Below are 21,780 nucleotides of genomic sequence, written 5' to 3'. Positions count from 1 at the left end.
GAAGGCCGGTGCCCCCGATCGGGAGCACCGGCCTTCGCCGCTCTCTGCCTCAGGGTGTCTCACTCGTATCCCGGCGCTGACCAGCGTGTGCGGGATCACGACGGCTGTCGGCTCCGCGTCCCGGCCCTCCCTCTCACGGGCCCGGCCGCGCAGCCGGTCGTGGAACTCCGCGACCAGAGTGTGGTCGCGCCAGCGGCGACAGAACGCGTAGACCCGGTCACACGGCGGGAGATCAGCGGTGACAAACACCCCCTGCGTGGCTGTGCCTCGCGGAGCGTGCCGCCGGGCTGGTACATGGCGGGGCGAGGATTCATATCCAGGACACGACCCCGGAGTGGACCGGTGCCCTGTCGGATTCAGCGATGCAGCCAGCTCAGCAGGGTCGTCGCCGTGAACACCACGCCCGACGCCAGACAGACCGCGCGCAGGGTCAGCCGCCCAGGGCGTTCCTGGGGCTGGGGCTGGGGCTGGGGGACCGGCGCCAGCAGCGCGTCTGCGAAGGCCTGTGCGGTCGGCGGTCGGTCCGCCGGCTCGACGGACATCGCGGTCCGCAGCAGCAGGGCCACTCCCGGCGGCAGCTCCTGGCCGGCCGGCAGCGCGGGCAGCGTCGATGCGGCCGGCTGGTCCGTCATCAGGGCCGTGGCGCGTCCCCCCGGGCCGAACGGCTTCTGTCCCGTCAGCAGCTCGTAGGCCACGACGGCCAGCGCGTACACGTCGGCCCTCCCGTCGAACCCGCCGGTCTGGAAGGCCTGTTCCGGCGCCATGTACGCGGGCGTGCCCGTGGTCACCGTCAGCCCGGACGCGTCGGCCAGCTGCTTCGCGCTGCCCAGATCCGCCACCAGCACCGCGGCGGGCTCGGAGCCGGTGGCGAGCAGCAGGTTGGACGGCTTGACGTCGCGGTGCACCACGCCCGCCTCGTGCAGGACCTGGACCGCGTAGCCCGCCTCCGCGGCCAGCCGCAGCGCCTCCTGCTGGCCGCACCGCCCGACCCGGTCCGCCAGGGTGCCGCCGCGCACGTAGTCCATGACGAAGTAGGGCCGGTCCTCCTGCACCCCGACGTCGTGCACCCGGACCACGCGCGGGCTGGCGATCCGGCGCAGCAGCCTCGCCTCGGCCAGGAACCGCTCGCGCACATCTGCGTTGGCGGCCCAGTTCTCGGCCAGCACCTTCACCGCGACCTCGGTGTCGAACTCCGGGTCGTAGGCCTTCCAGACCGTCGCGAAGGAGCCTGCTCCGAGCCGGTCCAGGAGGAGGTAACGGCCGAGCTTGCGCATGTGGCAGCATTCTGCCGGAATCGTCGGGAGTGGGAAACTCCCGTTCGACGAGTGGGACACGAGAAGGACAGGACGGGGGCTCCGGGTGTTCGAGGAGGGCGAGCTGGAACGGCTTGTGGCGGCTGCTCAGGCGGGGGACCCGGGGTCGATGGAGTACCTGCTGGCCAAGCTCCGGCCGGTGGTGCTGCGCCGCTGCTCCCGCTTCCTGCCGCACCACGCCGACGCCGAGGAGGCTGCGCAGGACGCGCTGCTTTCCGTCAGCACGCACCTGGGCGAGTACGGCGGCCGCGGCTCCTTCCTGGGCTGGGTGACGGTGATCGCCTCCAACGCCGCCCGGTCCACCTACCGCTCGATGCGCCGGCGTGCCGAGGACAGCCACGCCGACCTGCCCGAGTCCGTGGACCCGCGGAGCACCAGCGTCATAGCCGGGACCCGGCTCGACCTGATGGAGGCGCTCACCGCGTTGGAGCAGCAGCACCCCACCCTGGTGGAGTCCTTCGTGCTGCGCGACCTGGGCGACCTGACCTACGTTCAGGTGGCCGATGAGCTGGACGCCCCGTTGGGCACTGTCAAGGACCGTATCCACCAGGCGCGGCGCTTCATGCGCGAGCGCTTGGCCGGCGGGCTGTGAACGGCGGTCCCGCGGCGGGGGGCGGCCGCGCCGCCGTCCGGCCCCGATCCGCCGTCGCCGCCCTGGTGGCGGCCGCCGCGTTCGGCCTGGTGACCGGCCGTTTCGTCCTGCCACCGCCCCCAGGCACCGCGCACCCGGCACCGCAGGCGGCGCCTGCAACCAAAGGCGCTTCCGCTCTCGCGACGGCCGTCGCGTCCGTCCCGACACCCGCGTCCTCGGCCTCCGGCTCCGCCCCGCCGAAGGCCGCCACCGGGCCGGTGACGACCGCCGACCTGCTTGACCCCGCGGCGTTCGGCCCGGTCGGCATCACTGCGCAGATCCATGCCAGGGATCGCTTCGGCGACGGCGCGTACGCCAACGCGGCCTGCACCGGCGAGAAGACGCTCACCCAGACGCTGGGCGGGCCCGGCGCCCACTTCCGCGGACTGATGACCAGCACCCGCACCGACCCGGACGACCCCACCGTGGCCGTGGACAGCGCCGACCAGGTCGCCCGCGAGGTCGCCGCCGCGGCCCTGAGCCCCGCCCTGGCGCAGAACTACGCCGAGCGCCTCCTGCTCGAGGAGGTGCCCTGCCAGGCCGAACCTCCCGGCCACTGGGTCTACGGCAGGACCACGACGCTGGAACTCGGCCCCGACGTCAGCGCGAACTGGATGGGCGCGTACCAGGGATCCCTCAACACCAGCGGCACGGCGCCCGAGGGCAAGGAGCCCTGCGGCGGCATCGCCGTGCTCCGCAGCGGCAGCCACTACGGGGTGCTGGAGGTCGACGCCTGCCTGGGCACGGCCGCGATGTCCCGCATCGTCAGGACCGCTCTGTCACAGCTGTGAAACAGCCGGTCAGGGCCCCAACTTTCCCTCCCCCGGCGTCATCTCCCCGGTTGTACGAGGACGCAGCAGGCGTCCCGACCAGCAGGGGGACCAGATGACCAAGAACCAGGCCGTCCAGCAGAAGTCCGTTCACCGCAACCGGGTCGTCACCGCGGCCTGCTTCACCGCCGCACTGATCACGGTCGGCGTCGTGGGCACCCAGTCGGCCACCGCCGACGGGGCCGTGCGCAACGCCGCGCACCGCACCGCGGCCGCCGCCCGCCCTGTCACCGCCCAGCCGGCTGCGGTCGCGGTCGCCGCGCCCGGACTCGGCTCCGCCGCCCTCGTCCAGAGCGAGGACTTCTTCCAGCAGGGCCTCGGTCCGGTCGGTGCGACCGTGGCACTGAGCGGGCGTCAGGGGCTCTCGGCGTGCTCGGGCGAGGAGACGATGCGTGACCTGACCCAGGGCAAGGCCACCGCGTATGCGTCGGTGACCTGGACGTTCGACACCGAAGGCCTGCTGATCGAGTCGGCCGCGAGTGCTGCCACCAGCAGCGCGGCGAGCGCCTACGAGAAGCAGCTCGACGCGCTGGTGCGGGACTGCCAGGACGAGCCGGCCGGCCACTGGCACTACGGCGCGGCCCACACCCTCACCGTCAGCGGCGGTACCGGCCACTGGTACCCGTCCTACAACGGCGACGGCACCGTCACCGGCGGTGTCGCGGTCCTTCGCAGCGGCATCAGGGTCGCCGTCGTCGAGCTCACCGGCCAGCCCACAGACGACCCGGCCTACGTCAAGGGCATCGCCACCGCAGCCCTGAACCGCCTCCCCTCCTGACACGGCGGCCCCGCCCCGCCCGCGCCACCGGGCGGCACCGGCCCTGATCACCGAAGAGGCTCGCACGCCCCGGGAGCCGTGCACCCGAGTACCACCAGTGTGACGGGTGGTCATGTCCGTTGAGAGGGCAGCGGTCATGCGCCCCGCAGGCCCTCGGCCGTGGTCACCGGTGGTGTGACCTGCTTGCACCGTGACGCCCGGGGGTCGGCCGCCGCCGACTCAGCTGCTGGCCGGGCGAGCCGGGCTGACCTGCAGGAACCTCGCAGCGGCCTCGTCGGCTGGCAGGACCCGTTCGAGGGTGATCGAGGTGGGCATGTGCCAGAAGAGCCGGCCCGCGTTCCAGCTGCTCCGGTATGGGGGCAGGTCGAGCACCAGCAGGCGGACGCCGTCGACGACCGGGATGTCGCTCGGTCTGTCCTCGTTCCGGATCCACTCGCCGTCGGGTGCGACCAGGTTGAAGGCCCCGACGGTTTCGACCTGGCGGTCCGCGTCGAACTCGGCGTCCAGGGACATGCGTACGGCTTCCGCTGAGGGAGCTTCTCCGGGGAGGTGGCCGCCGCCGATCAGGAGGTGCCCGAGCAGGGTGTGCAGTTGGAAGTTGTCACCGATTCCGCTCATCCGGACCTGGAATCCGGCACCGGACGGCCGGTGCAGCACCACCAGCGGCTCGTCGTCAAGGATCTGCAGAACGTAGGCCAGGCGCTTCAGGTCGTGCGCACCGAGCGCCGCCACCTGGTCCACGACCGTGGCCAGCCGGGCGGTGAGACCCATGCTCCGGGTGAGGCCCATGCTCCGGGCGAGCTCCTCGCGTGCCTGGGCGCTCCAGGAGAGCACGGTCGCGGCGGAGCGGCGCCACAGGTCGACCTCGCACCAGGCCCGGGCCAGCCGCACCGCCTCCACCTTGTTGCCGTGGTCGACGCGGGCGAGTACGGCGTCGTCGACCGCGCTCCATTTTGGCTTGGGCAGGTCCTCGGGACCGGCTGCCTGCCAACGGCGGGCGAATTCGAGGGCGTCGGTGAGAGCCTGCAAGGTGCCGTTCAGGACCGGCTCGGCGCAGGCCGCCGGGTCGCTCCCCCGCGTGACGCAGACGCCCGCCACGAAGGCCAGCAGCGCTCGCGGTCCAGTCGGTGAGATCACGGGTATCAGACCGGCCGCCCGGGGACCGACCGGGGTGCACTCGGCGGCCGAGGCCTGCGGGACCGTCTCCAGCAGCGCGGAGCATGCCTGCTTGATGCGGGCGATGTCGCGTCGCGCGATGCCTCGCTCCAGCTCGGCAACGCCCTCGGCCAGCCGGGACTTCGGAGACTTCTTGAAGATCACCGCGGCAGACTACGACCCGGTCACACCGACCACCAGGGCTTCCGACGCCGTACGCGGTCCTGGTGACATCAGAGCGGCATCACGCCCGGCGTCACAGGGGAGGGCCATGGGACGGCCGCAGCCGATGGTTGTGTTCCCGAAGGGCGGGGCCCGAAAATGCATCTGCTCTCGGAAGCTTTGGTGGCGGGTGACCGTCGCCGAGGGTTCGAACCCTTCGCCCTCCGCAGGATGAAATCCAGGAGACACTCACAGTTCGTGATTCCGTGACGACTCCGTCTGTGGCGGCACGGGTGGGCCGATGGGCGTTTGAAGTCGAACTGCCCGGAACCTCTGGTTTTGGCCGAAGGCGCATGGCCGGCTGCGCAGAGCGCATGCTCGGGGCCGACAAGTCATTACGCGCCGCTGAGAACTATGTGATGTTTCGTCAGAAAGATTTCCGGTGACCGGTATCAGGAGCGGATGGCCAGGTCCGTGCCGGTGAAAGTCCCGCAATCACAGCGGCAGCCGACGCTCCGCATCGGGCCCGGCCCCGGGCAGCCGGCCCGGCCTTGTTCAAACCGTAACGCGGCGGGACTTGACGGTTTTTTTACTGGCCCTCTAGGTTTCAGCCGTCCCGTCCCGAATGCAAGGCCCCATCCTGTGGGGGCTTGGATGGAGTCCCTGATGAACTGGTACCTGTCGGTCTTCAAGAACTACGCCACATTCAGTGGTCGTGCGCGCCGCACGGAATACTGGATGTTCCTTCTCTTCCACGCGATCGTGCTGGCGGTCCTCCTCGGCCTCGGTGCCGTTGTCCACACGATGATTCCCTACCTGGCCTATGTTCTTGCGACCGCGATCCCGGCGATTGCTCTGACGGTGCGTCGTCTGCATGACACCGGGCGCTCCGGCGGCTGGTTCTTCATTGGCCTGGTGCCGTTCATCGGCGACATTGTGCTGTTCATTTTCACGGTTCTTCAGGGCGACCCCGCCGACAACTCGTACGGTCCGAACCCCAAGCTCGCCTGAGCAGCTACGAGTTGCCCCGGGAGGGGCCCGGGCCGGTGTGATCAGGACAAGCCTGCCGTCGACGGCGTCCTCGGTCGCTGTGACCTCGACATGCGGCATCACACCAGGCCGGGCGCATACCCGGAGCCGCGAGCCCGCCCCGGGGCCACTGCCTCTCACGGCCGGTTGTGATCGGGGCGGGATTCGGGCGGCGCCCGGAGAGTCCTGCTGAGCTTCAGAGCAGTGCCGCAGGTGAGAGCCGGTGGCCCCGACCGGGCCACCGGCTCTCCGTTGTCCGTCTCCCCTCTCTGGTCCCGGGGACGCCGGCCGGAGCGGCACAGCGGTGCGCCGCAGCGCGTACCGCACGTGGGCCCGCAGGATCGGCCGGATATGCGTTTGACGCCCCCCGCGTTCGGCGGTCGGATGGCGTCCCATGAGCGCAGGGCAGATGCACCGCGGTATGCACCCGATCGACGACGGCCTTGTACGGCGGCTCATCGCCGACCAGTTCCCGCAGTTGGCGGGGCTGGCGGTCGAGCGGTTCCCGTCCGGTGGCACGGTCAACGCCATGTACCGGCTGGGCGACGGCATGGTCGTGCGGCTGCCGCTGGTGGAGGGCGGAGCCAAGGACGTGTCGCGGGAGCAGCAGTGGCTGCCCCGCCTCGCACCCCGGCTGCCCGCGGCCGTCCCCGAGGTGGTCGGTGCCGGGGAGCCCGCCGAGGGGTACCCATGGCCGTGGTCGGTGTACCGGTGGCTGGAGGGGGAGAACCCCGAGGCGGGAGGGTTGCGCGAGCCCGCGCTGCTGGCCGGGGACCTGGCCGGGTTCGTGGCGGCGATGCGGAGCATCACGCTGCCCGGGGCGCCGCCTGCCTACCGTGGCGGACCGCTCGCCCTGCTGGATGCGTCGACCCGGGCCGCGATCGAGGCACTGCGCGGCATCCCGGAGGAGGGCATCGACTGCGAGGCCGCGACCGCCGTGTGGGAGGAGGCGCTGCGCGCGCCGGGCTGGGACGCGCCGCCGGTGTGGCTGCATGCCGACCTGATGCCCGGCAATCTGCTGGTGGACGGTGGCAGGCTGACCGCGGTGATCGATTTTGGGTGCATGGGCGTGGGCGATCCGGCCTGCGATCTGGTCCCGGCGTGGAATCTGCTGCCGGCCGCCGCACGGGAGGTTTTCCGTGAAGCGCTCGGTGTGGACGACGACACCTGGAACCGCGGCCGCGGGCGGACGCTCTCGCAGGCACTGATCGCGCTGCCGTACTACCGCACGACGAATCCGGCGATGGCGGGCAACGCCCGGCATGTGATCCGGGAGGTGCTGGGAGAGCGCTGAGGCGACCGCGGGGTGTGGCCCCGCCTCACCCCGCCGCCACGACCCGGTCGACCCGCGCGGCCGGGGCCACCAGGGCGGTATGGAGCTGCCGGTGCCGCAGGCCGAGGCCCTGGTACAGCCGCAGGGCAGCCAGGTTCCCGTCGTCGACCATCAGCGCGGCGGCCCCGTGCCCGTCCAGCGCGGCTGCGAGGACGAAGTGGCAGACCGCACGCCCGAGCCCCTGGCCGCGGGCGTCCGGGCTGACGGCGACCCCGGCGAGCAGCCCCACGGTGGGCGCGGACCAGGCGAGCGCGGCCAGGGCGAGCAGCTGTCCCCCGGGGCCGCGCAGCCCGGCCCAGCGTTGGACACCGGGGTCCCCGGGCATGGCGTCGGAATCGGGGAAGCCGGCCCGCAGGAGCGCGGTGGCCTCGGGCAGTTCGGCCTCGCCGAGCCAGCCGGCCGGACCGGGCTGCGGCGCGGTCATGGGCTCCGTACGGTCCATCCAGCCGAAGGTCCTGCCCGCCATCAGGTCGGGGTGGTCGGCCACCAGGGCGTCGATGACCTCGGGCCGCCCCAGCGGGCGGTAGGTCGGGCCCACCTCGGCCAGCACCTCGCGGGCCAGCGGGACGGCGGCGTCCGCAGGGCCCGACACGGCCAGCCGGTCACGCGTGGAGAGGTCCGGTCCGGCGACCGCGACGGCCCGTCCGTCCGTGCTCGTCCAGGCACGGCTGCGCCCGTCGAGACCCTGTGCCGCCCAGATGCACAGGGTGTCGCGGCCGCAGCGGGCCATGAGTTCCCGGTGGTCGTGTATCTCCCGCATATCTGCCATCCTGCCGCAGGCCTGGGTGGTGGCCGTGCCCGGGCGAGTTCGGGGACGGACGGCCTGAGCAGGGCGCCGGTGGACCGGACTGGACTGGACTGGACTCGCGACGCCCGCGGCGTACCGCGGGGTCGTAGGTGGCCTGGTGGGTGCGGCTCTGCCGGTGGCCGTCGAACCAGTCGCCGGTCGGCTCAGCGCCGACAGGACCGAGGATCAGGGAGAGCAGCGGGACGCCGTCCGACTCCCGGTCGTGTCAGGCCGGTTGGGTGCGGTTGGGCACGGCGGCAGGCTCGATGTTCTGGTTCGCATGGAAGAGATTGCCCGGGTCGTAGGCGGCCTTGACCAGGGCGAGCCGGTCGTAGTGGTCGCGGTAGGTGGCACGCACCCGGTCCTGGCCCTCGCCCGCGCCCATGAAGTTGACGGCAGAGCCGCCCATGGAGTGCGGGCGGACCGCATCCGAGTAGTCGACGCACCACTGCCTGACGGTGGCGGCGTTGGCCGGGTCCGGGTCGACGCCGGCGAAGACACCGGACCAGAGGGCGTCGCGGTAGCTCCATGCGGTGTCGTCGGCGCCGACCCGGTGCACGGCGCCGTCGATCGGATAGAGGTGCATCAGCGACTGCGGGGTGGGGAGCGCGGCGCCGTACGCGGCGTGGATCGCGACGGCGTCGTTGGTGATGCGGTCGAAGAACGCGCCGCGCCAGTACCACTGCATCCCCGGCGGCAGCAGTGGGTCGAACATGGACTGCAGTGCGGGGTAGGGCATCGGGCTGGTGAAGTGGAAGGCCGGCGGGCCTGCCTCCTGCACGGAGGCGAGCGCGTTCCCCAGCTCGTCGGGGTCGCCGGTGCGGCACCAGACGACACCGCAGACCCGCTTGAGGTGCAGGGGCTCGGGGAACGGCGGGCCTGGAGGTACGACCAGCAGGGCGAAGAAGCCGTTGAGGTCGTCGGGCGCCAGGGGCAGGAAGTCGCGGTACCAGCGGAGCACCTCGGGGGTGCGGTCGACCGGCCACAGGGTGATGCCCATCCCGACGGTGCCGACCGGGTGCAGCCGGTAGGTGAGGGAGGTCGCGACGCCGAAGTTGCCGCCGCCGCCGCGGAGGGCCCAGAACAGGTCCGGGTCCCTGGACTCGTCCGTGGTGAGGAAGCTGCCGTCGGCCAGCACCACGTCGGCGGCCAGCAGGTTGTCGGCGGTGAGGCCGTAGCGGCGGGTGAGATGGCCGTGGCCGCCGCCCAGGGTGAGGCCGGCGGCGCCGGTGGTCGACATCACGCCCGCCGGGGTGCCGAGCCCGAAGGCGTGCGCGGCATGGTCGAGGTCGCCCAGCAGGCTGCCGCCGCCGACCTGCGCCGTCCGGGCCTCCGGGTCCACCCGCACCCAGCGCATCGGAGCGAGGTCGAGGGTGACACCCCCGTCCACCAGGCAGAGCCCGGGACCGCTGTGTCCACCGCTGCGGACGGCGAGCTCCAGGCCCTGGTCGCGGACGAAGTCGACGGCGGCCATCACATCCGCGGCGTCCCGGCAGTGCACGATGGCGGCGGGATGCTTGTCGATCATGGCGTTGTGGACCTGACGGGCCTCGGTGTACCCGGGATCCCGGGGGCCGATGACGGGTCCGCGCAGCAAGCTGCGCATGGCTTCCAGGGTCGCGGTGTCCATGCCGACCTCCTGGGGCTCAGGACGCTCCCCACCGCCGCTGCCGGGCGGGACCCCGGTGGGCCTGGACGGCAGCCGACACCACCAGCCTGGCGCCGAAGGCCGCCGGGTGCAAACGGCACGGCAGCGCCGCCGGCGGCGCGGAGCGGGAGCCGCTCCCGGACACGGGTGTGGCCCGGTGCCTCACGGCACCGGGCCACACGCTCAGGAGGGGCTCAGCGGACGTCGACGTAGTCCGTGTTGCTGTAGGCGTCGACGTACCGGTTGTCCGGGGTGAACCACGCCACCAGCCAGGTGCCGTCCTGCTTGGCGGTGAAGTGCTTGCTGAAGTGGCCGTGGGAGTCGGTGCTGCCGTAGCCCATGTACGACCAGGTCCTGCAGCCCTTGGCGCAGAAGAAGTAGTAGACGTGCTGGTGGGTGAAGTTGCTCCACTTGCTGGTGGTCAGCCGCTGCAGGGTGCCCTGCACAGTGATGCTGTGACCCTTGCGGACCGGCTCCGGAGAGGCGTTGAAGCCGGTGATCCGGGTGTCGTACCGGGAGTAGTGGATGGTCCGGCTGTAGCCCGACTGGTAGTCCTTGCTGCCCGGGTAGTACAGCCGCCAGTAGCCCTTGGGGGCGGACTGGTAGCCGTAGACGCTGAACTGGCCGTTGCTGCCGATGGTGAAGTAGCCGTCGGTGGTCCAGCCGGTCTTGCCGTTGGCCGACTTCTGCACATACACCCGGCGGTAGGACGGCAGCTTGCCGCTGCTGCTGTACATCGCGCCCTGCAGGTGCAGGTCGGCGTACTCGTCCAGCGACGTACTGGTCAGGCTGAGGGTGACCCGGTTGACCACGTCGATGTGGAAGGACGTCGTGGAGTACTTCAGGTACGAGTAGCCCGGGGAGCTGCTGTGCAGGGCGACGCCCCAGGTGGAGTCGTTCGACGGGGCGTACCAGGAGCTGGAGGTGAACCGGCCGGTGGAGGAGGTGGCCACCACGCTGCCGTGGACGTTGATGTGCTGTCCGGTCAGCGGCTTCCAGACGCCGCCGTAGTAGTACTCGGCGGTGCCGCTCACGGGCACCTTGGAGCCGTACCTGACGGTGAGCGAGGAGTGGTCGAGGCGGATCCGGGTCGGCGCCGCCGCCGTGGTCAGGGTGGTGTCGTCGATGGTGCCCCGGGTGTAGTCCAGCTTGTAGTACCCGACCACGGAGTGGAGGGAGGCACCGGTCGCTCCGGGCCGCAGCGACATGGAGTAGCTGCCGTCGGACTTGGTCCAGGTGTACGTGGAGGCGCTGCCGGCGCTGAAGTCGATCCAGCTGTTGCTCAGCGGGTCGACGTTGCCGGTCGACGGGTCGAAGACACCGAGCTTGCCGCTGGCGGTGACCGTGGGGTGCACGTAGTCGATCGGCTTGGCGGCGCTCAGGGAGTGCGAGAGCACCCGGGTCTGCTTGAGGTACGGCAGCGCCTGGAGGTTCTCCGTGGTCGTGGTGTCACCGTCGGCGTCCACCGCGGTGACCTCGACATCGTAGGTCGCGTACTCGGGCAGCTGGAGCCGGGTCGACTGCCAGACCCCGCCCGGGAGCTGGGTGAAGGTGCCGACGACCCGGGTGGAGCTGCCGTCGGTGACGGTGGCGGTGACCTGCTTGATGTCCGAGTCGGAGGACGCGGAGACCTGGAGCAGCCCGGTGTCGCTACCGGCCGGGCCCACCTTGTCGATGGTGGGGGCGACGGGGCTCGGGGTGTCGGTGGGCGTGTCGGTGGGGGTGTCCGTCGGGGTGCCGGTCGGAGTCCCGGTGGGGGTGTCCGTCGGCGTGTCCGTCGGGGTGTCGGTGGGCGTGTCCGTCGGTGTGTCGGTCGGGGTGTCCGTCGAGGTGTCGGTCGGAGTCCCGGTGGGGGTGTCCGTCGGGGTCCCGGTGGGAGTCTCCGTCGGAGTCGCGGTCGGAGTCTCCGTCGGGGTCTCCGTCGGGGTGTCGGTCGGAGTCTCCGTCGGGGTGGGTGACGCGGTGTCGGTGGCGGTGGGCTCCGGGGTGGGCTCATCCGCGTGGGCGAGCGCCGGGCCGCTGAACAGGGTGGCCGCGAGAGCCGCTGATACGGCCGCAGACAGCGCGGTGGTGCGTCTCAAGAATCCCCCAGGGATATGAGCAGAAGAGCCAGAGGTGGTGGCGGTCGGAGGCAGGCCGACGCGCGTCGCGCAGCCGGCGTGCAGTTTGTGGACGTCCTGCGTGCGAACGTTCGGAAGCGTAGCGCTCAGGGGTGACACCACGGCAACCGAAATCCGGCTGTGGCCAGGGCGAAAGGCCCGGTCAGGGCCTGATGTCCGGCTTCTTCCGTCGACTCGGCCCCGGCCGGGCCCGTTCACCGGGTGGACACCCGGCCGGCGGGCGTCTGCCCGGGGGCGTCGGCGTCCGACCCCGCACTGCGGGCGGGGTCGATTGTCAGGTGCGTCCGGAACAGGCGCCGTAGCCCACGAAAGGGAAGAATGGGGGCAAGTCGGCCCTCCAGGCGGTTTCCCTGACCATGAGCGGACACGAGTCGAGCAGTACGGAAGGCGCCCGCCCGGAGCAGGCGGGCGTGGTGTCGTCGCGGCCGGGCGGACTGCTGGTGGTTCCGCTGGCCACGGCGCTGATCGACTCCGACGGCAGGATCCTGCACTGGAGCGACGACGCGGAGTACCTGCTCGGCTTCACCTCGGACGAGGCGGTGGGCCGCTATGCGGCGGATCTGCTGGTCACCGACGAGCAGCGGCCGGGGGTGCTGGACCTGTTCGCGGGCATCGTGTCGGGCGACGGCTGGTCGGGTGTCTTTCCGGTGCGGCACCGGGACGGCCATGAGGTCAACCTGGAGTTCCGCACGCATCCGGTGACCGGCCCGGACCGGCGTCCGATGGTGCTGGCGGTGGCCACCGATGTGCGCGCGCTGCGCCGGGTGGAGGCCAGCCTCGCCGTGCTGGACGCCTTCTTCGCCCAGGCGCCGATCGGTCTGGCGGTGTACGACACCGGTCTGCGGTTTGTGCGGATCAACGAGGCGCTGGCCCGGATGAACGGCAAGTCGCAGGAGCAGCATCTGGGCCTGCGGCTGAGCCAGGTGCTGCCGGGGATCAACGGCCTGGAGATCGAGGCGGTGATGCAGCAGGTGCTGGACACCGGGGTGCCGGTGGTGGACGCCCGCTCGTACGGCCGCACCCCGGGCGACCCGGAACGCGACCACGCCTGGTCCGCCTCCTACTTCCGGCTGGAGGACCCCACCGGTCGGATCGCCGGTGTCTGCTCCTCGATCATCGATGTCACCGAGCGGTTCGAGGCCGACGCCAGCGCCACCCGGGCCCGGGAGCGGCTGGGGCTGCTGGTGGCGGCCGCGGCCAGCATCGGCACCACGCTGGATCTTCGGCAGACCGCCCGGGAGCTCGCCGCCGCCATGGTTCCGCAGCTCGCGGACGTGAGCTCGGTGTATGTGCTGGAGCACAGGGTGTCCGGGCTGGACACCGGGCCGGACGGCGAGGCGGAGCCCGTCCGCAGGCTGGCGGTGATGGCCGCCGACCCGGACTTCCCCGCGGAGGATGTGCTCCAGGAGGTGGTGTGCCGTATCCCGCCGGGATCGCCGTACGCCAAGGCGCTCCAGGACGGGCGCACCGTGGAGGTGCCCTGGCCGGAGGTGGGACAGCTGACGGCGATCTCCACCCGGCGGCTCCAGCGGTATGTGGACCGCAGCACCTGGTCGGTGCGTGCGACCCCGCTGGTGGCCCGGGGGCGGGTGCTGGGCCTGGTGGTGCACGCCCGGCACGGCGGACGGGAGCCGTTCGAGGTGCACGACGCCACACTCGTCGACGAGCTGGCGGCCCGTGCCGCGGTCGCCATCGACAACGCCTGGCTGTACTCCCGGGAGCACAGCACCGCCCAGGCCCGGCAGCGGGCGCTGCAGGAGGCCAACGCGGCCAGGGAGCGGCTGGCTCTGGTCAATGAGGCGGGCACCAGGATCGGCACCACCCTGGACATGGCCCGCACCGCCCGCGAGCTGATGGATGTGGCCGTGCCGAGGCTCGCCGACGTGGCAGGGGTGGCCGTAAGGGAGTCGCTTGTGCGCGGCGAGGAGCCGTCGGCGCCGCACCCCCACTGGCGGGTGCGGCTGCGCACACTGGCGGTCGGCGGTGTCAGGTCCGCGGAGATGCACGACATAGACCCCGACGGGACCGCAAGGGCCTGGGAGGCGTCCGCGTACCACGCGGACGCGCTGGCCTCCGGCCGCCCGGTGCTGATCCCCGTGGTACGGCCGGGGGATCTGCTGCAGCTGGCCGGCTCGCCCGGACGGGCGGAGGGGTTCCGGGTGCAGGGGGTGCACTCCTACATGGCGGTGCCGATGCGCGCCCGGGGCCTGGTGCTGGGCGGCGCGGAGTTCCTCCGGCTGAGGGATACCCCCGAGGCGTTCACCTCGGAGGATCTGGCACTCGCGATGGAGATCACCGCCCGGGCAGCCGTCTCCGTCGACAACGCCCGGCTCTACACCGCCCAGCGGGAGGCGGCCCGGCAGCGGCAACAGGCCCTGGAGGAGGCACACACCGCGCAGGCCCGGCTGGCCCTGGTCAACGAGGCGGGCAGCCGTATCGGCACCACCCTGGACCTGCAGCGCACCGCGGAGGAGCTGGTCGAGCTGGTGGTGCCACGGTTCGCCGACCTCGCCACGGTGGACCTGCTGGACGCGGTGCTGCGCGGGGAGGAGCCCACCACCGGGCCCCCGGACACCTCGGTGCTGCTGCGGGCGGTGGCGGTGGGGCACACCCCCGAGGCGGGCAGCACCCCGGTGACCGACACGGTGGGGGCGGCCTCGGAGTTCGGCTCGTCCCGGACCTACGCCCAGAGCCTGCGCAGCGGGCGCTCCATCCTGGTGGCGGAGGTCGACGAGGAGTCACTCCGGGAGATCGTGCCCGGGGCGGAGCGTGCGGCGCCCGCACTGGCGGCGGGTGTCCACTCCTATCTGATGGTGCCGTTGCTCGCCCGGGGTGCGGTGCTGGGCGGCGCGGAGTTCGTCCGGCTGCGCGATCGGGAGCCGTTCGACGCCACGGATGCGGCGCTGGCCGAGGAACTGGTGGGCCGTGCCGCCGTCTGCATCGACAACGCCCGCCTGTACCGCAGGGAGCGGGCCACCGCACTCACCCTGCAGCGCAGCCTGCTGCCGCAGGAGGTCCACCCGACGCTGGGCCTGGAGATCGCCCACCGCTATCTGCCGAGCAGCGTGGTGAGCGAGGTCGGTGGTGACTGGTTCGACGTGGTGCCGCTCTCCTGCGCCAGGGTGGCGCTGGTGGTCGGCGATGTGATGGGACACGGTATCCGCGCCGCCGCCACCATGGGTCAGATCCGCACCGTGGCCAGGACCCTGGCCACCCTGGACATGCCGCCGGAGCAGGTGCTGACCCGGCTGGACGAGACCACCTCCGCGATCGGCGAGGGCCAGTTCGCGACCTGCATCTGCGCGGTGTACGACCCGGTGGAGCGCATCTGCACGGTCTCCTCCGCGGGACACCTCCCCCCGGTGGTCGCCGCACCCGACGGCACCTCCCGGCTGGTGGAGCTGCCGCCGGGGCTGCCGCTGGGCGTCGGCGGCGCGGTCTTCGAGAGCGTGGACTTCACCCTTCCCGAGGACGGGGTGCTGGCCCTGTACACCGACGGCCTGGTGGAGCGGCGCGGGGAGGACATCGACCAGGGCCTCGGGCTGCTCTGCCGTACGATCGCGGCCCGTTCGGGCTCCCTGGAGGAGACCTGCGACATGGTGCTCAAGGCTCTGGGGAGCGCCGGCACCGAGGACGACATCGCGATGATCATGGCGCAGGCGCGGGCGGTTCCCCCGACCGGATCGCCGTGCTGCCGCTGGAGCGGGAGCGGACCACCCCGGGCGAGGCCCGCAGATTCACCCGGGAGACCCTGCAGACCTGGGACCTGGCACAGCTCGGCGACTTCGCCCAGCTGCTGGTGAGCGAGCTGGTCACCAACGCGCTGCTGCACGCAGGTGCGCCCAAGCAGCTGCGGCTGATCCGCGACCAGGTGCTCACCGTGGAGGTGGCCGACATCGGACACCATCCGCCCCGGCTGCGCCGCGCCGCCACCGACGACGAGGGCGGCCGCGGGATGCGGCTGGTCAATGAGCTGGCGCATCGCTGGGGCAGCAGGGTCACCCGCAACGGCAAGGTGGTCTGGGCCGAGCTGAAGCTGCCGTCGGCCGGGGCCGGGGCCGGGGCCGGGGCCGGCGGCTGACGGCCGTGGCCGCGCCATCCGTATGTCCAAGGCCGCTGCGGTGGACGGCAGGTGATGCACCGTCGTCAGCGACGGCGCGGCAGGCCCGACCGACACTGCCGGTCAGGCCCGACCGGCAGTGCAGACGAACCCGGCCGACGACGTGAATTCGGCTGCGGCGGGCCGCACTTCCGACTCGGCGCACTTCCGGCTCGGCGCCCCGCCGGCCGGCCGGGAACCGGGGGCGCTCCTCGGGGAGCAGCCGACCAGGCTGTCCGCGCTCCTTCCGGTGGGTGCACCCGGGCCTGCCCAGTCCGGCATCGGGGTCGGGTACGGACGCTGCGCCCCGGCACCGGCTGATCACCGCTGCCGGCAGGGTGTGCATGAACGCCACCGGCGGGGGCAAGCGCGGAGCCAGGAGGTAAAGACATGGTTCCCCTGCTTCTTGTTCTGCTGCTGGCGCTGCTGCTCTTCGGCGTCGGTTTCGCCGTCAAGGTCCTCTGGTGGTTTGCCGTCATCGTGCTGATCGTCTGGGCCCTGGGATTCCTCTTCCGAGGCGCCGGTACATCCGGCGCCAGGGGCCGCTGGTACCGCTGGTAGCGGCGTCGGCACGGCGCACGGCACACAGGGGCCCCGCTGTTCTGCGGGGCCCCTGCCGTGCGTTCAGACGCCGGCCGCCGCCTGGAGCAGATCCAGCCGGGTGCGGGTGGCGTCGTCCAGCGGGGTGTAGGTGATCATGCGGCTGCCCTGCTGGGGCTGCAGCCAGAGATAGCTGAAGTCGAAATTGAGCAGCCCCACCCGGGAGTTGAGAAAACGCTTTGAACCATTGGCCGACGGCTGGGCGACCTCATGCCGCTCCCAGGCGGCCGCGAACTCGGGAGAGGCCGCCAGCAGCCGCTTCACCATGGCCTTCCAGGCCGGCTCCGCGACATGGTCGGCCATCGCGGCCCGGAACTTGGCCACCATCGAGGCCAGCGCCACATCCCGGTCGACCAGCGCCTGCCGCCACGCGGGGTGGGTGAAGGCCAGCCACATGATGTTGCGGTCCTCGAAGGGCAGGGCGTCCAGGTTGTCGACCAGCAGGCCGTAGGTGCGGTTGTGGACCAGGATGTCGTACCGGGCGTTGATCACACAGGCCGGCAGCGGCTCCAGCCGCACCAGCATCTCCCGCAGCGCCGGCGTCACCGCTGCGCAGGTCGTCCCGGGTGAGGGGTCGGTGACCCCGGCCAGGACGAAGAGATGGGTGCGCTCGTTGGGGTCGAGCAGCAGGGTGCGCGCGATGGCGTCCAGCACCTGGGCCGAGACCTGGATGTCCCGGCTCTGCTCCAGCCAGGTGTACCAGGTGACACCGACCGAGGAGAGCTGCGCCACCTCCTCGCGCCGCAGCCCGGGAGTGCGGCGCCGGCCGCCGCTCGGGAGGCCCACCTGCTCGGGGGTGATCCGCTCCCGGCGGCTGCGCAGGAACGACGCCAGCTCCCGGCGGCGCACCTCGTCGGTGCGGTCGGACGTCCCACGGAGGGTGACTGTGGTCATAATCCCAGGATGAAGCATCGCGGATCCTCTTGCCAGGTACTTCTTATACCTGGATAAGCACACTCTGGTACCAGTCTCTCGACCGGCGGATCGTGGACGTCGTGAACAAGACCACGGACCGAACCGCCGTACCCGCGGCCACCGCCGCACTCCCCTCCCGGGCCACCGTGCGCCCCCGGGTGATCCGCGTCAAAGGGCACCACACCGACCCGGGACCCATGGCCCGGCCGGCCGCCGAGGAGCAGCAGCTCGGCGCCCTCGGCCTGGTCACCGTGCTGCTTGGCGCCTTTCTGCCGATGCTCGACTTCTTCATCGTGAACGTCGCCCTGCCCACCATCGACCGTGATCTGGCCGCCGGCCCGGCCGTGCTGGAGATGGTGGTCGCCGGGTACGGCATCGCCTACGCCGTCCTGCTGGTCCTCGGCGGCAGGCTGGGCGACACCTTCGGCCGCCGCCGGCTCTTCGCCGCCGGTGCGGTGGCCTTCGCCGTCACCTCGCTGGCCTGCGGGCTGGCCCCGACGGCCGGCACCCTGGTGGCGGCCCGGGTGGCCCAGGGCGCAGCGGCGGCGCTGATGCTGCCGCAGGTGCTGGCCACCATCCAGGCCACCACCACCGGGCACCGCCGGGCCAGGGCGCTGGGGCGCTACGGCGCGGTCGGCGGCATCTCGGTGGTCATCGGGCAGGTGCTGGGCGGGGTGCTGGTCTCGGCCGACCTGTTCGGGACCGGCTGGCGCGCCATCTTCCTGGTCAATGTGCCGGTCGCGCTGGCCGCGGCCGTACTGGCGCTGCGCGCCGTCCCGGAGAGCCGCTCCCCGCACCCCGCACGGGTGGACGCCGCGGGCACCGTGCTGCTGGCGGTCTCCCTGCTCACCCTGCTGGTCCCGCTGATGGAGGGCCGGGCCGTCGGCTGGCCGCTGTGGAGCTGGCTGATGCTGGGTGCGTTCCCGTTCGCGGCCGCCGCCTTCGTGGTGGTGGAGCGCCGCGCGGAGCGGGCCGGCCAGGTGCCGCTGGTGCCGCCGTCGCTGCTGGCGGTGCCCGGTATGCGCCGCGGACTGGCGATGGGGCTGCCGTTCTTCACCGGCTTCGGCGGCTTTATGTTCGTGGTGGCGGTGGCGCTTCAGCAGGGGCTGCGGCTGGGTCCCGTCGCGGCTGGTCTGGCCCTGGTGCCGATGGCGGTCGGGTTCTTCGCGGCGTCGCTGACCGGGCCGCGCCTGGTCTCCCGCTACGGCAGCCGGACGCTCACCGTGGGAGCCCTGCTCCAGGCGGTCGGACTGGTGGTGCTGGTGATCACCTTCCTGCGCGGCTGGCCGGGCCTCGGCCCGCTGGACCTGTTGCCGGGCACCGCGCTCGCGGGGGCCGGCCAGGGCCTGGTGATGACCCCGCTCTTCCGGGTGGTGCTGGCGGACGTTCCGGTGGAGCGGGCCGGAGTGGGCAGCGGGGTGCTGGTCACCACCCAGCAGTCCGGGCTGGCGCTGGGTGTGGCGACACTGGGCACCCTCTTCCTCTCGCTGGCCCCGGCCGGGGCGCTGGGCATGCGCAACGCGGTCGCCCTGGTGCTGGTGCTGCAGCTGGCGGCGACCGGGGTGGTGGCGCTGCTCTCCACCCGGCTGCCGCGCACGGTGCGGTGAGTCTGCGGTACGGCGGTCCGTTCGGGTGATCCCGGACGGCCCAGCGTCACGGCGCAGATGGTGGCTCGTTGGAGGTTTTGGCGTGTGATGTCACACCAAGGAGGTAAATGACCTGTCAGGGCTGGAGCTATGTCGATTTGTTGCGGAATCCTGGTCAGCGGCGTCGCAGCCTGCGGTCCACGTCTGGCCGAGTGAGACCGCACAGCACGTTCCACTTCCAGCCTCTGGAGGACCTCATGGCTCGTACCCGCACCGCCCGCCTGGCCGGCCTGCTGGTAGCCGTACCGCTCACGGCGGCGCTGCTGCTCGCCGGCGCCGGCGCCGCACAGGCCGCCAATGGAGTCGGCGCCGCCAACGGCTCCAACGGCTCCGTGGTGGCCGACACCGGGAGCGGCAATGTCTTCGGTCCGTTCGACGGCAACTACAACTGGACGCAGCAGACCGCGACCGGTTCCGGCGCCTCCAACCAGAACAACACCCTCGGAGTGAAGGGCAACTCCGGCCTGGTGTACGCCGCGCAGAACAACCTCAACATCCACTTCGCCAAGCCGGCCGGCTGACCGACGGCCCGGCACCACGGATGAACAGCCACCGGCTGCGGAAAGGGTCACCGTCGGCCGGACCCGCGGGGCGGTGCGCCATGGGCGCCCGCCCCGCAGGCGTGCCGCGCCCGGAGGCGGCGGCACTGGTCCGGGCGGCGCGGGTCCGGGAGGCGCGGGTCGGGCCAGTACGGGTCGGGGCTGCGTCAGCCCCGGTCGCGCCCGGTGAGGGTGGCCCCCGCACTGGCAGTGATCACACAGGCGATGCCCAGCGCCTGCGCCGGACCGATCCGCTGCCCCAGCACCACCAGGCCCACCACCGCGCTCACCGCGGGCTCCATGCTGACCACCACACTGAAGACCCGCTGCGGAAGCCGGCGCAGTGCCGTCAGATCCAGGGCGTAGGGGATGACCGGGAGCAGCATCGCCACGCCTGCGGCCCGCAACAGCAGCGCCCAGGGGTGCGGCCCGGTGGCCAACCCGTGCCAGACCGGGGCCAGGCCGATCGGGGCGAGCAACACGGCGCCCACGGTGACGGAGACGGCCAGGCCCTCCAGTCCCCGGAAGGCCGCGCCCACCCGGTGGGTGAGCAGGATGTAGCCGGCGTAGCAGGCCGCCGCACCGAAGGCGCAGACCAGCCCTGCCGGGTCCAGCCCGCCGCCGTGGCCGCTGCCCACCAGGGTGAGCAGCGCCACCCCGGCTGCGGCCAGTACCGCCCAGAGCACATGGCCGAGGCCGCGGGCGAGCACCAGGGCCACCGCCAGCGGGCCCAGGAACTCGATGGTGGCGGCGGTGCCCATCGGCAGCCGGTCCACCGCACCGGCGAAGAGCAGCGTCATCCCCGCGGAGGCGGCTCCGAGCAGCACGGCGGAGACCAGGTCCCGGGGGGACCGGCCGCGCAGCCGGGGCCTGGTCGCGGTCAGCAGCACCGCGGAGGCGATGAGCAGGCGCAGAAAGGTGGTGCCGGCCACTCCGAGCGGACCGAAGAGCGGGGTGGAGAGGGCGATGCCGGTCTGCACCGTGCCCATGCCCACCAGAAGGAAAAGCGGCGCCGGGATCGAGTCCAGGCGCCGCAGCAGGGTCGTGGTCCACCGCCCCGGTGGGGGGTGGGCAGGACCGGCCGCCGTGCCGGGATCCGCCGGGCGGGCGGTCTCTCGTCGCCAGCCGCCGCGCTCGCCTGCGGGCTCGCCCTTGACGGAGGGCGGCACGGTGAGGGCCTCGGCGGGTACGCCGGGCAGCAGATGCTCGGTGGCGGTAGAGGACATGGGCACAGTCTGTCGTAAGGACCATAGCCCTCGCAAACTCGTTACTTCGGCGTGGCGATAAGCGGTAAATCATCCGAAAAAGGACAGGATGAATCGTGCATCTCCCGCGCCCAGCGGCCGTCCTGGCCGCCGTCCTCGTCCTGTTCGCCCCACCCGGTGTGCTTGTCGCCGCCCAGCCGGCCCAGGCCGCGCCGCTCCCCGTCCGGACCTTCGCCGGACACGGCTTCGACGCATGCGCCGCACCCTCCCTGACGACCATGCGCCGATGGCTCCGCCACTCCCATTACCGGGCCGTCGGCATCTACTTCGGGGGCGCCAACCGCTCCTGCGCCCAGCCCCATCTCACCGCCGGCTGGGTCCGCGCCGTCGACCGGATGGGCTGGCGGCTGCTTCCGGTGTACGCGGGCCTGCAGGCCCCATGCCGCAGATCGGCGCACCGGCTGCATCGGATCGACCCCCGGCGCGCGGGCAGCCAGGGCGGTGCCCAGGCGGCCGACGCGGCACGCCGGGCCCGCGCCCTCGGCCTGGCCAAGGGCAGTCCGCTCTACCTTGACATGGAGAACTACCGCCGGGGCAACGCCCGGTGCAGCCGGGCCGTGGTCGACTTCGCCGTGGGCTGGACCCGTGGGCTCAACCGCAGGGGATACCGCTCCGGCTTCTACGGCAGCGCCAACTCCGGCATCGCCGACCTCGCCGCCGCCCGGCGCAAGGGGCGCAGGGACCTGCCCGGCACCCTCTGGTACGCGCACTGGAACGGACGGCCCGGCACCGGCCGCGCCAAGGGCCTCTCGGCCCGTGCCTGGCACGGCCACCGCCGGATCCACCAGTACCGCGGCAACGTCCGGGAGAAGCACGGCGGCTCCGCCCTCACCGTGGACCGCAGCACGGTGGACGCCCCGGTGGCGGTGGTGGCACGGAGGTCTCGATAGCGAATCGAGTGCTGAATCGGGCCATGGGTTCGCCAGAATC

18 protein-coding genes are annotated in these 21,780 nt (G+C 72.3%); 11 read left to right on the top strand and 7 right to left on the bottom strand.

What is annotated here, in order from left to right:
• Positions 1–356: 356 nt before the first annotated feature.
• Complete coding sequence (locus AB0761_RS18840) at positions 357–1,274, bottom strand: serine/threonine-protein kinase (RefSeq protein WP_377270230.1); 918 nt, start codon at positions 1,272–1,274, stop codon at positions 357–359.
• A gap of 85 nt (positions 1,275–1,359) precedes the next feature.
• Here AB0761_RS18840 and AB0761_RS18835 point away from each other — a divergent pair, with 85 nt between their 5' ends.
• From AB0761_RS18835 to AB0761_RS18825, 3 genes are all read left to right on the top strand, one after another.
• On the top strand, positions 1,360–1,905 hold the full coding sequence (locus AB0761_RS18835; RefSeq protein WP_377270229.1) for an RNA polymerase sigma factor: 546 nt from the start codon (positions 1,360–1,362) through the stop codon (positions 1,903–1,905).
• A gap of 257 nt (positions 1,906–2,162) precedes the next feature.
• A complete protein-coding gene (locus tag AB0761_RS18830; protein WP_377270228.1) occupies positions 2,163–2,735 on the top strand; it encodes a hypothetical protein in 573 nt (190 codons plus the stop codon).
• A gap of 94 nt (positions 2,736–2,829) precedes the next feature.
• On the top strand, positions 2,830–3,552 hold the full coding sequence (locus tag AB0761_RS18825) for a hypothetical protein (protein WP_377270227.1): 723 nt from the start codon (positions 2,830–2,832) through the stop codon (positions 3,550–3,552).
• Between the two features lie 219 nt (positions 3,553–3,771).
• On the opposite strand, the gene AB0761_RS18820 is transcribed toward AB0761_RS18825, so the two are convergent.
• Positions 3,772–4,872, bottom strand: a complete 1,101-nt coding sequence (locus AB0761_RS18820; RefSeq protein WP_377270226.1) for a hypothetical protein — start codon at positions 4,870–4,872, stop codon at positions 3,772–3,774.
• A 663-nt stretch (positions 4,873–5,535) separates the two neighbouring features.
• Between AB0761_RS18820 and AB0761_RS18815 the strand changes: the two genes are divergently transcribed.
• A complete protein-coding gene (locus tag AB0761_RS18815) occupies positions 5,536–5,880 on the top strand; it encodes a DUF805 domain-containing protein (protein ID WP_377270225.1) in 345 nt (114 codons plus the stop codon).
• Positions 5,881–6,292: 412 nt separating this feature from the next.
• Positions 6,293–7,192: an aminoglycoside phosphotransferase family protein gene (locus AB0761_RS18810; protein WP_377270224.1), complete on the top strand. Its 900-nt coding sequence runs from the start codon at positions 6,293–6,295 to the stop codon at positions 7,190–7,192.
• Between the two features lie 25 nt (positions 7,193–7,217).
• On the opposite strand, the gene AB0761_RS18805 is transcribed toward AB0761_RS18810, so the two are convergent.
• From AB0761_RS18805 to AB0761_RS18795, 3 genes are all read right to left on the bottom strand, one after another.
• Positions 7,218–7,991 (bottom strand): GNAT family N-acetyltransferase, encoded by a 774-nt coding sequence (locus AB0761_RS18805; RefSeq protein WP_377270223.1) that lies wholly within the window; start codon positions 7,989–7,991, stop codon positions 7,218–7,220.
• 253 nt (positions 7,992–8,244) lie between these two features.
• Positions 8,245–9,648 carry an FAD-binding oxidoreductase gene (locus AB0761_RS18800; protein ID WP_377270222.1) on the bottom strand — a complete coding sequence of 468 codons (1,404 nt, stop codon included), beginning with the start codon at positions 9,646–9,648 and terminating at the stop codon, positions 8,245–8,247.
• Positions 9,649–9,860: 212 nt separating this feature from the next.
• Positions 9,861–11,747, bottom strand: a complete 1,887-nt coding sequence (locus AB0761_RS18795; protein WP_377270221.1) for a hypothetical protein — start codon at positions 11,745–11,747, stop codon at positions 9,861–9,863.
• A 395-nt stretch (positions 11,748–12,142) separates the two neighbouring features.
• Here AB0761_RS18795 and AB0761_RS18790 point away from each other — a divergent pair, with 395 nt between their 5' ends.
• From AB0761_RS18790 to AB0761_RS18780, 3 genes are all read left to right on the top strand, one after another.
• Positions 12,143–15,589, top strand: a complete 3,447-nt coding sequence (locus tag AB0761_RS18790) for a SpoIIE family protein phosphatase (RefSeq protein ID WP_377270220.1) — start codon at positions 12,143–12,145, stop codon at positions 15,587–15,589.
• Positions 15,475–15,867 (top strand): ATP-binding protein, encoded by a 393-nt coding sequence (locus AB0761_RS18785; protein ID WP_377270218.1) that lies wholly within the window; start codon positions 15,475–15,477, stop codon positions 15,865–15,867. The genes AB0761_RS18790 and AB0761_RS18785 overlap by 115 nt, the downstream gene beginning before the upstream one ends.
• Before the next feature lie 408 nt (positions 15,868–16,275).
• A complete protein-coding gene (locus AB0761_RS18780; RefSeq protein ID WP_377270217.1) occupies positions 16,276–16,446 on the top strand; it encodes a hydrophobic protein in 171 nt (56 codons plus the stop codon).
• Between the two features lie 63 nt (positions 16,447–16,509).
• On the opposite strand, the gene AB0761_RS18775 is transcribed toward AB0761_RS18780, so the two are convergent.
• Positions 16,510–17,379, bottom strand: coding sequence for a helix-turn-helix transcriptional regulator (locus AB0761_RS18775; RefSeq protein WP_377270216.1), 870 nt, complete (start codon positions 17,377–17,379; stop codon positions 16,510–16,512).
• Between the two features lie 218 nt (positions 17,380–17,597).
• On the opposite strand from AB0761_RS18775, the gene AB0761_RS18770 reads away from it, so the two are divergent.
• Both AB0761_RS18770 and AB0761_RS18765 read left to right on the top strand, forming a co-directional pair.
• Positions 17,598–19,007, top strand: a complete 1,410-nt coding sequence (locus AB0761_RS18770; RefSeq protein WP_377274206.1) for an MFS transporter — start codon at positions 17,598–17,600, stop codon at positions 19,005–19,007.
• A 236-nt stretch (positions 19,008–19,243) separates the two neighbouring features.
• Complete coding sequence (locus AB0761_RS18765) at positions 19,244–19,567, top strand: hypothetical protein (protein ID WP_377270215.1); 324 nt, start codon at positions 19,244–19,246, stop codon at positions 19,565–19,567.
• A gap of 185 nt (positions 19,568–19,752) precedes the next feature.
• Here AB0761_RS18765 and AB0761_RS18760 read toward each other — a convergent pair whose 3' ends face one another.
• Positions 19,753–20,811, bottom strand: coding sequence for a DMT family transporter (locus AB0761_RS18760; RefSeq protein WP_377270214.1), 1,059 nt, complete (start codon positions 20,809–20,811; stop codon positions 19,753–19,755).
• Positions 20,812–20,906: 95 nt separating this feature from the next.
• Here AB0761_RS18760 and AB0761_RS18755 point away from each other — a divergent pair, with 95 nt between their 5' ends.
• Positions 20,907–21,740 carry a DUF1906 domain-containing protein gene (locus tag AB0761_RS18755; protein WP_377270213.1) on the top strand — a complete coding sequence of 278 codons (834 nt, stop codon included), beginning with the start codon at positions 20,907–20,909 and terminating at the stop codon, positions 21,738–21,740.
• The last annotated feature ends 40 nt before the right edge of the window (positions 21,741–21,780 follow it).

The organism is Peterkaempfera podocarpi, assembly GCF_042466665.1.
Taxonomy (GTDB): Bacteria; Actinomycetota; Actinomycetes; order Streptomycetales; family Streptomycetaceae; genus Peterkaempfera; species Peterkaempfera podocarpi.
This window is presented reverse-complemented; position numbering and strand designations above follow the sequence as displayed.

What these genes read in the sequence shown, in the direction of transcription:
- AB0761_RS18800 (WP_377270222.1), bottom strand. Translation starts at nt 9,648, where the DNA reads ATGGACACCGCGACCCTGGAAGCCATGCGCAGCTTGCTGCGCGGACCC.
- AB0761_RS18840 (WP_377270230.1), bottom strand. Translation starts at nt 1,274, where the DNA reads ATGCGCAAGCTCGGCCGTTACCTCCTCCTGGACCGGCTCGGAGCAGGC.
- AB0761_RS18765 (WP_377270215.1), top strand. Translation starts at nt 19,244, where the DNA reads ATGGCTCGTACCCGCACCGCCCGCCTGGCCGGCCTGCTGGTAGCCGTA.
- AB0761_RS18790 (WP_377270220.1), top strand. Translation starts at nt 12,143, where the DNA reads ATGAGCGGACACGAGTCGAGCAGTACGGAAGGCGCCCGCCCGGAGCAG.
- AB0761_RS18810 (WP_377270224.1), top strand. Translation starts at nt 6,293, where the DNA reads ATGAGCGCAGGGCAGATGCACCGCGGTATGCACCCGATCGACGACGGC.
- AB0761_RS18815 (WP_377270225.1), top strand. Translation starts at nt 5,536, where the DNA reads ATGAACTGGTACCTGTCGGTCTTCAAGAACTACGCCACATTCAGTGGT.
- AB0761_RS18780 (WP_377270217.1), top strand. Translation starts at nt 16,276, where the DNA reads ATGGTTCCCCTGCTTCTTGTTCTGCTGCTGGCGCTGCTGCTCTTCGGC.
- AB0761_RS18760 (WP_377270214.1), bottom strand. Translation starts at nt 20,811, where the DNA reads ATGTCCTCTACCGCCACCGAGCATCTGCTGCCCGGCGTACCCGCCGAG.
- AB0761_RS18775 (WP_377270216.1), bottom strand. Translation starts at nt 17,379, where the DNA reads ATGACCACAGTCACCCTCCGTGGGACGTCCGACCGCACCGACGAGGTG.
- AB0761_RS18770 (WP_377274206.1), top strand. Translation starts at nt 17,598, where the DNA reads ATGGCCCGGCCGGCCGCCGAGGAGCAGCAGCTCGGCGCCCTCGGCCTG.
- AB0761_RS18805 (WP_377270223.1), bottom strand. Translation starts at nt 7,991, where the DNA reads ATGCGGGAGATACACGACCACCGGGAACTCATGGCCCGCTGCGGCCGC.
- AB0761_RS18825 (WP_377270227.1), top strand. Translation starts at nt 2,830, where the DNA reads ATGACCAAGAACCAGGCCGTCCAGCAGAAGTCCGTTCACCGCAACCGG.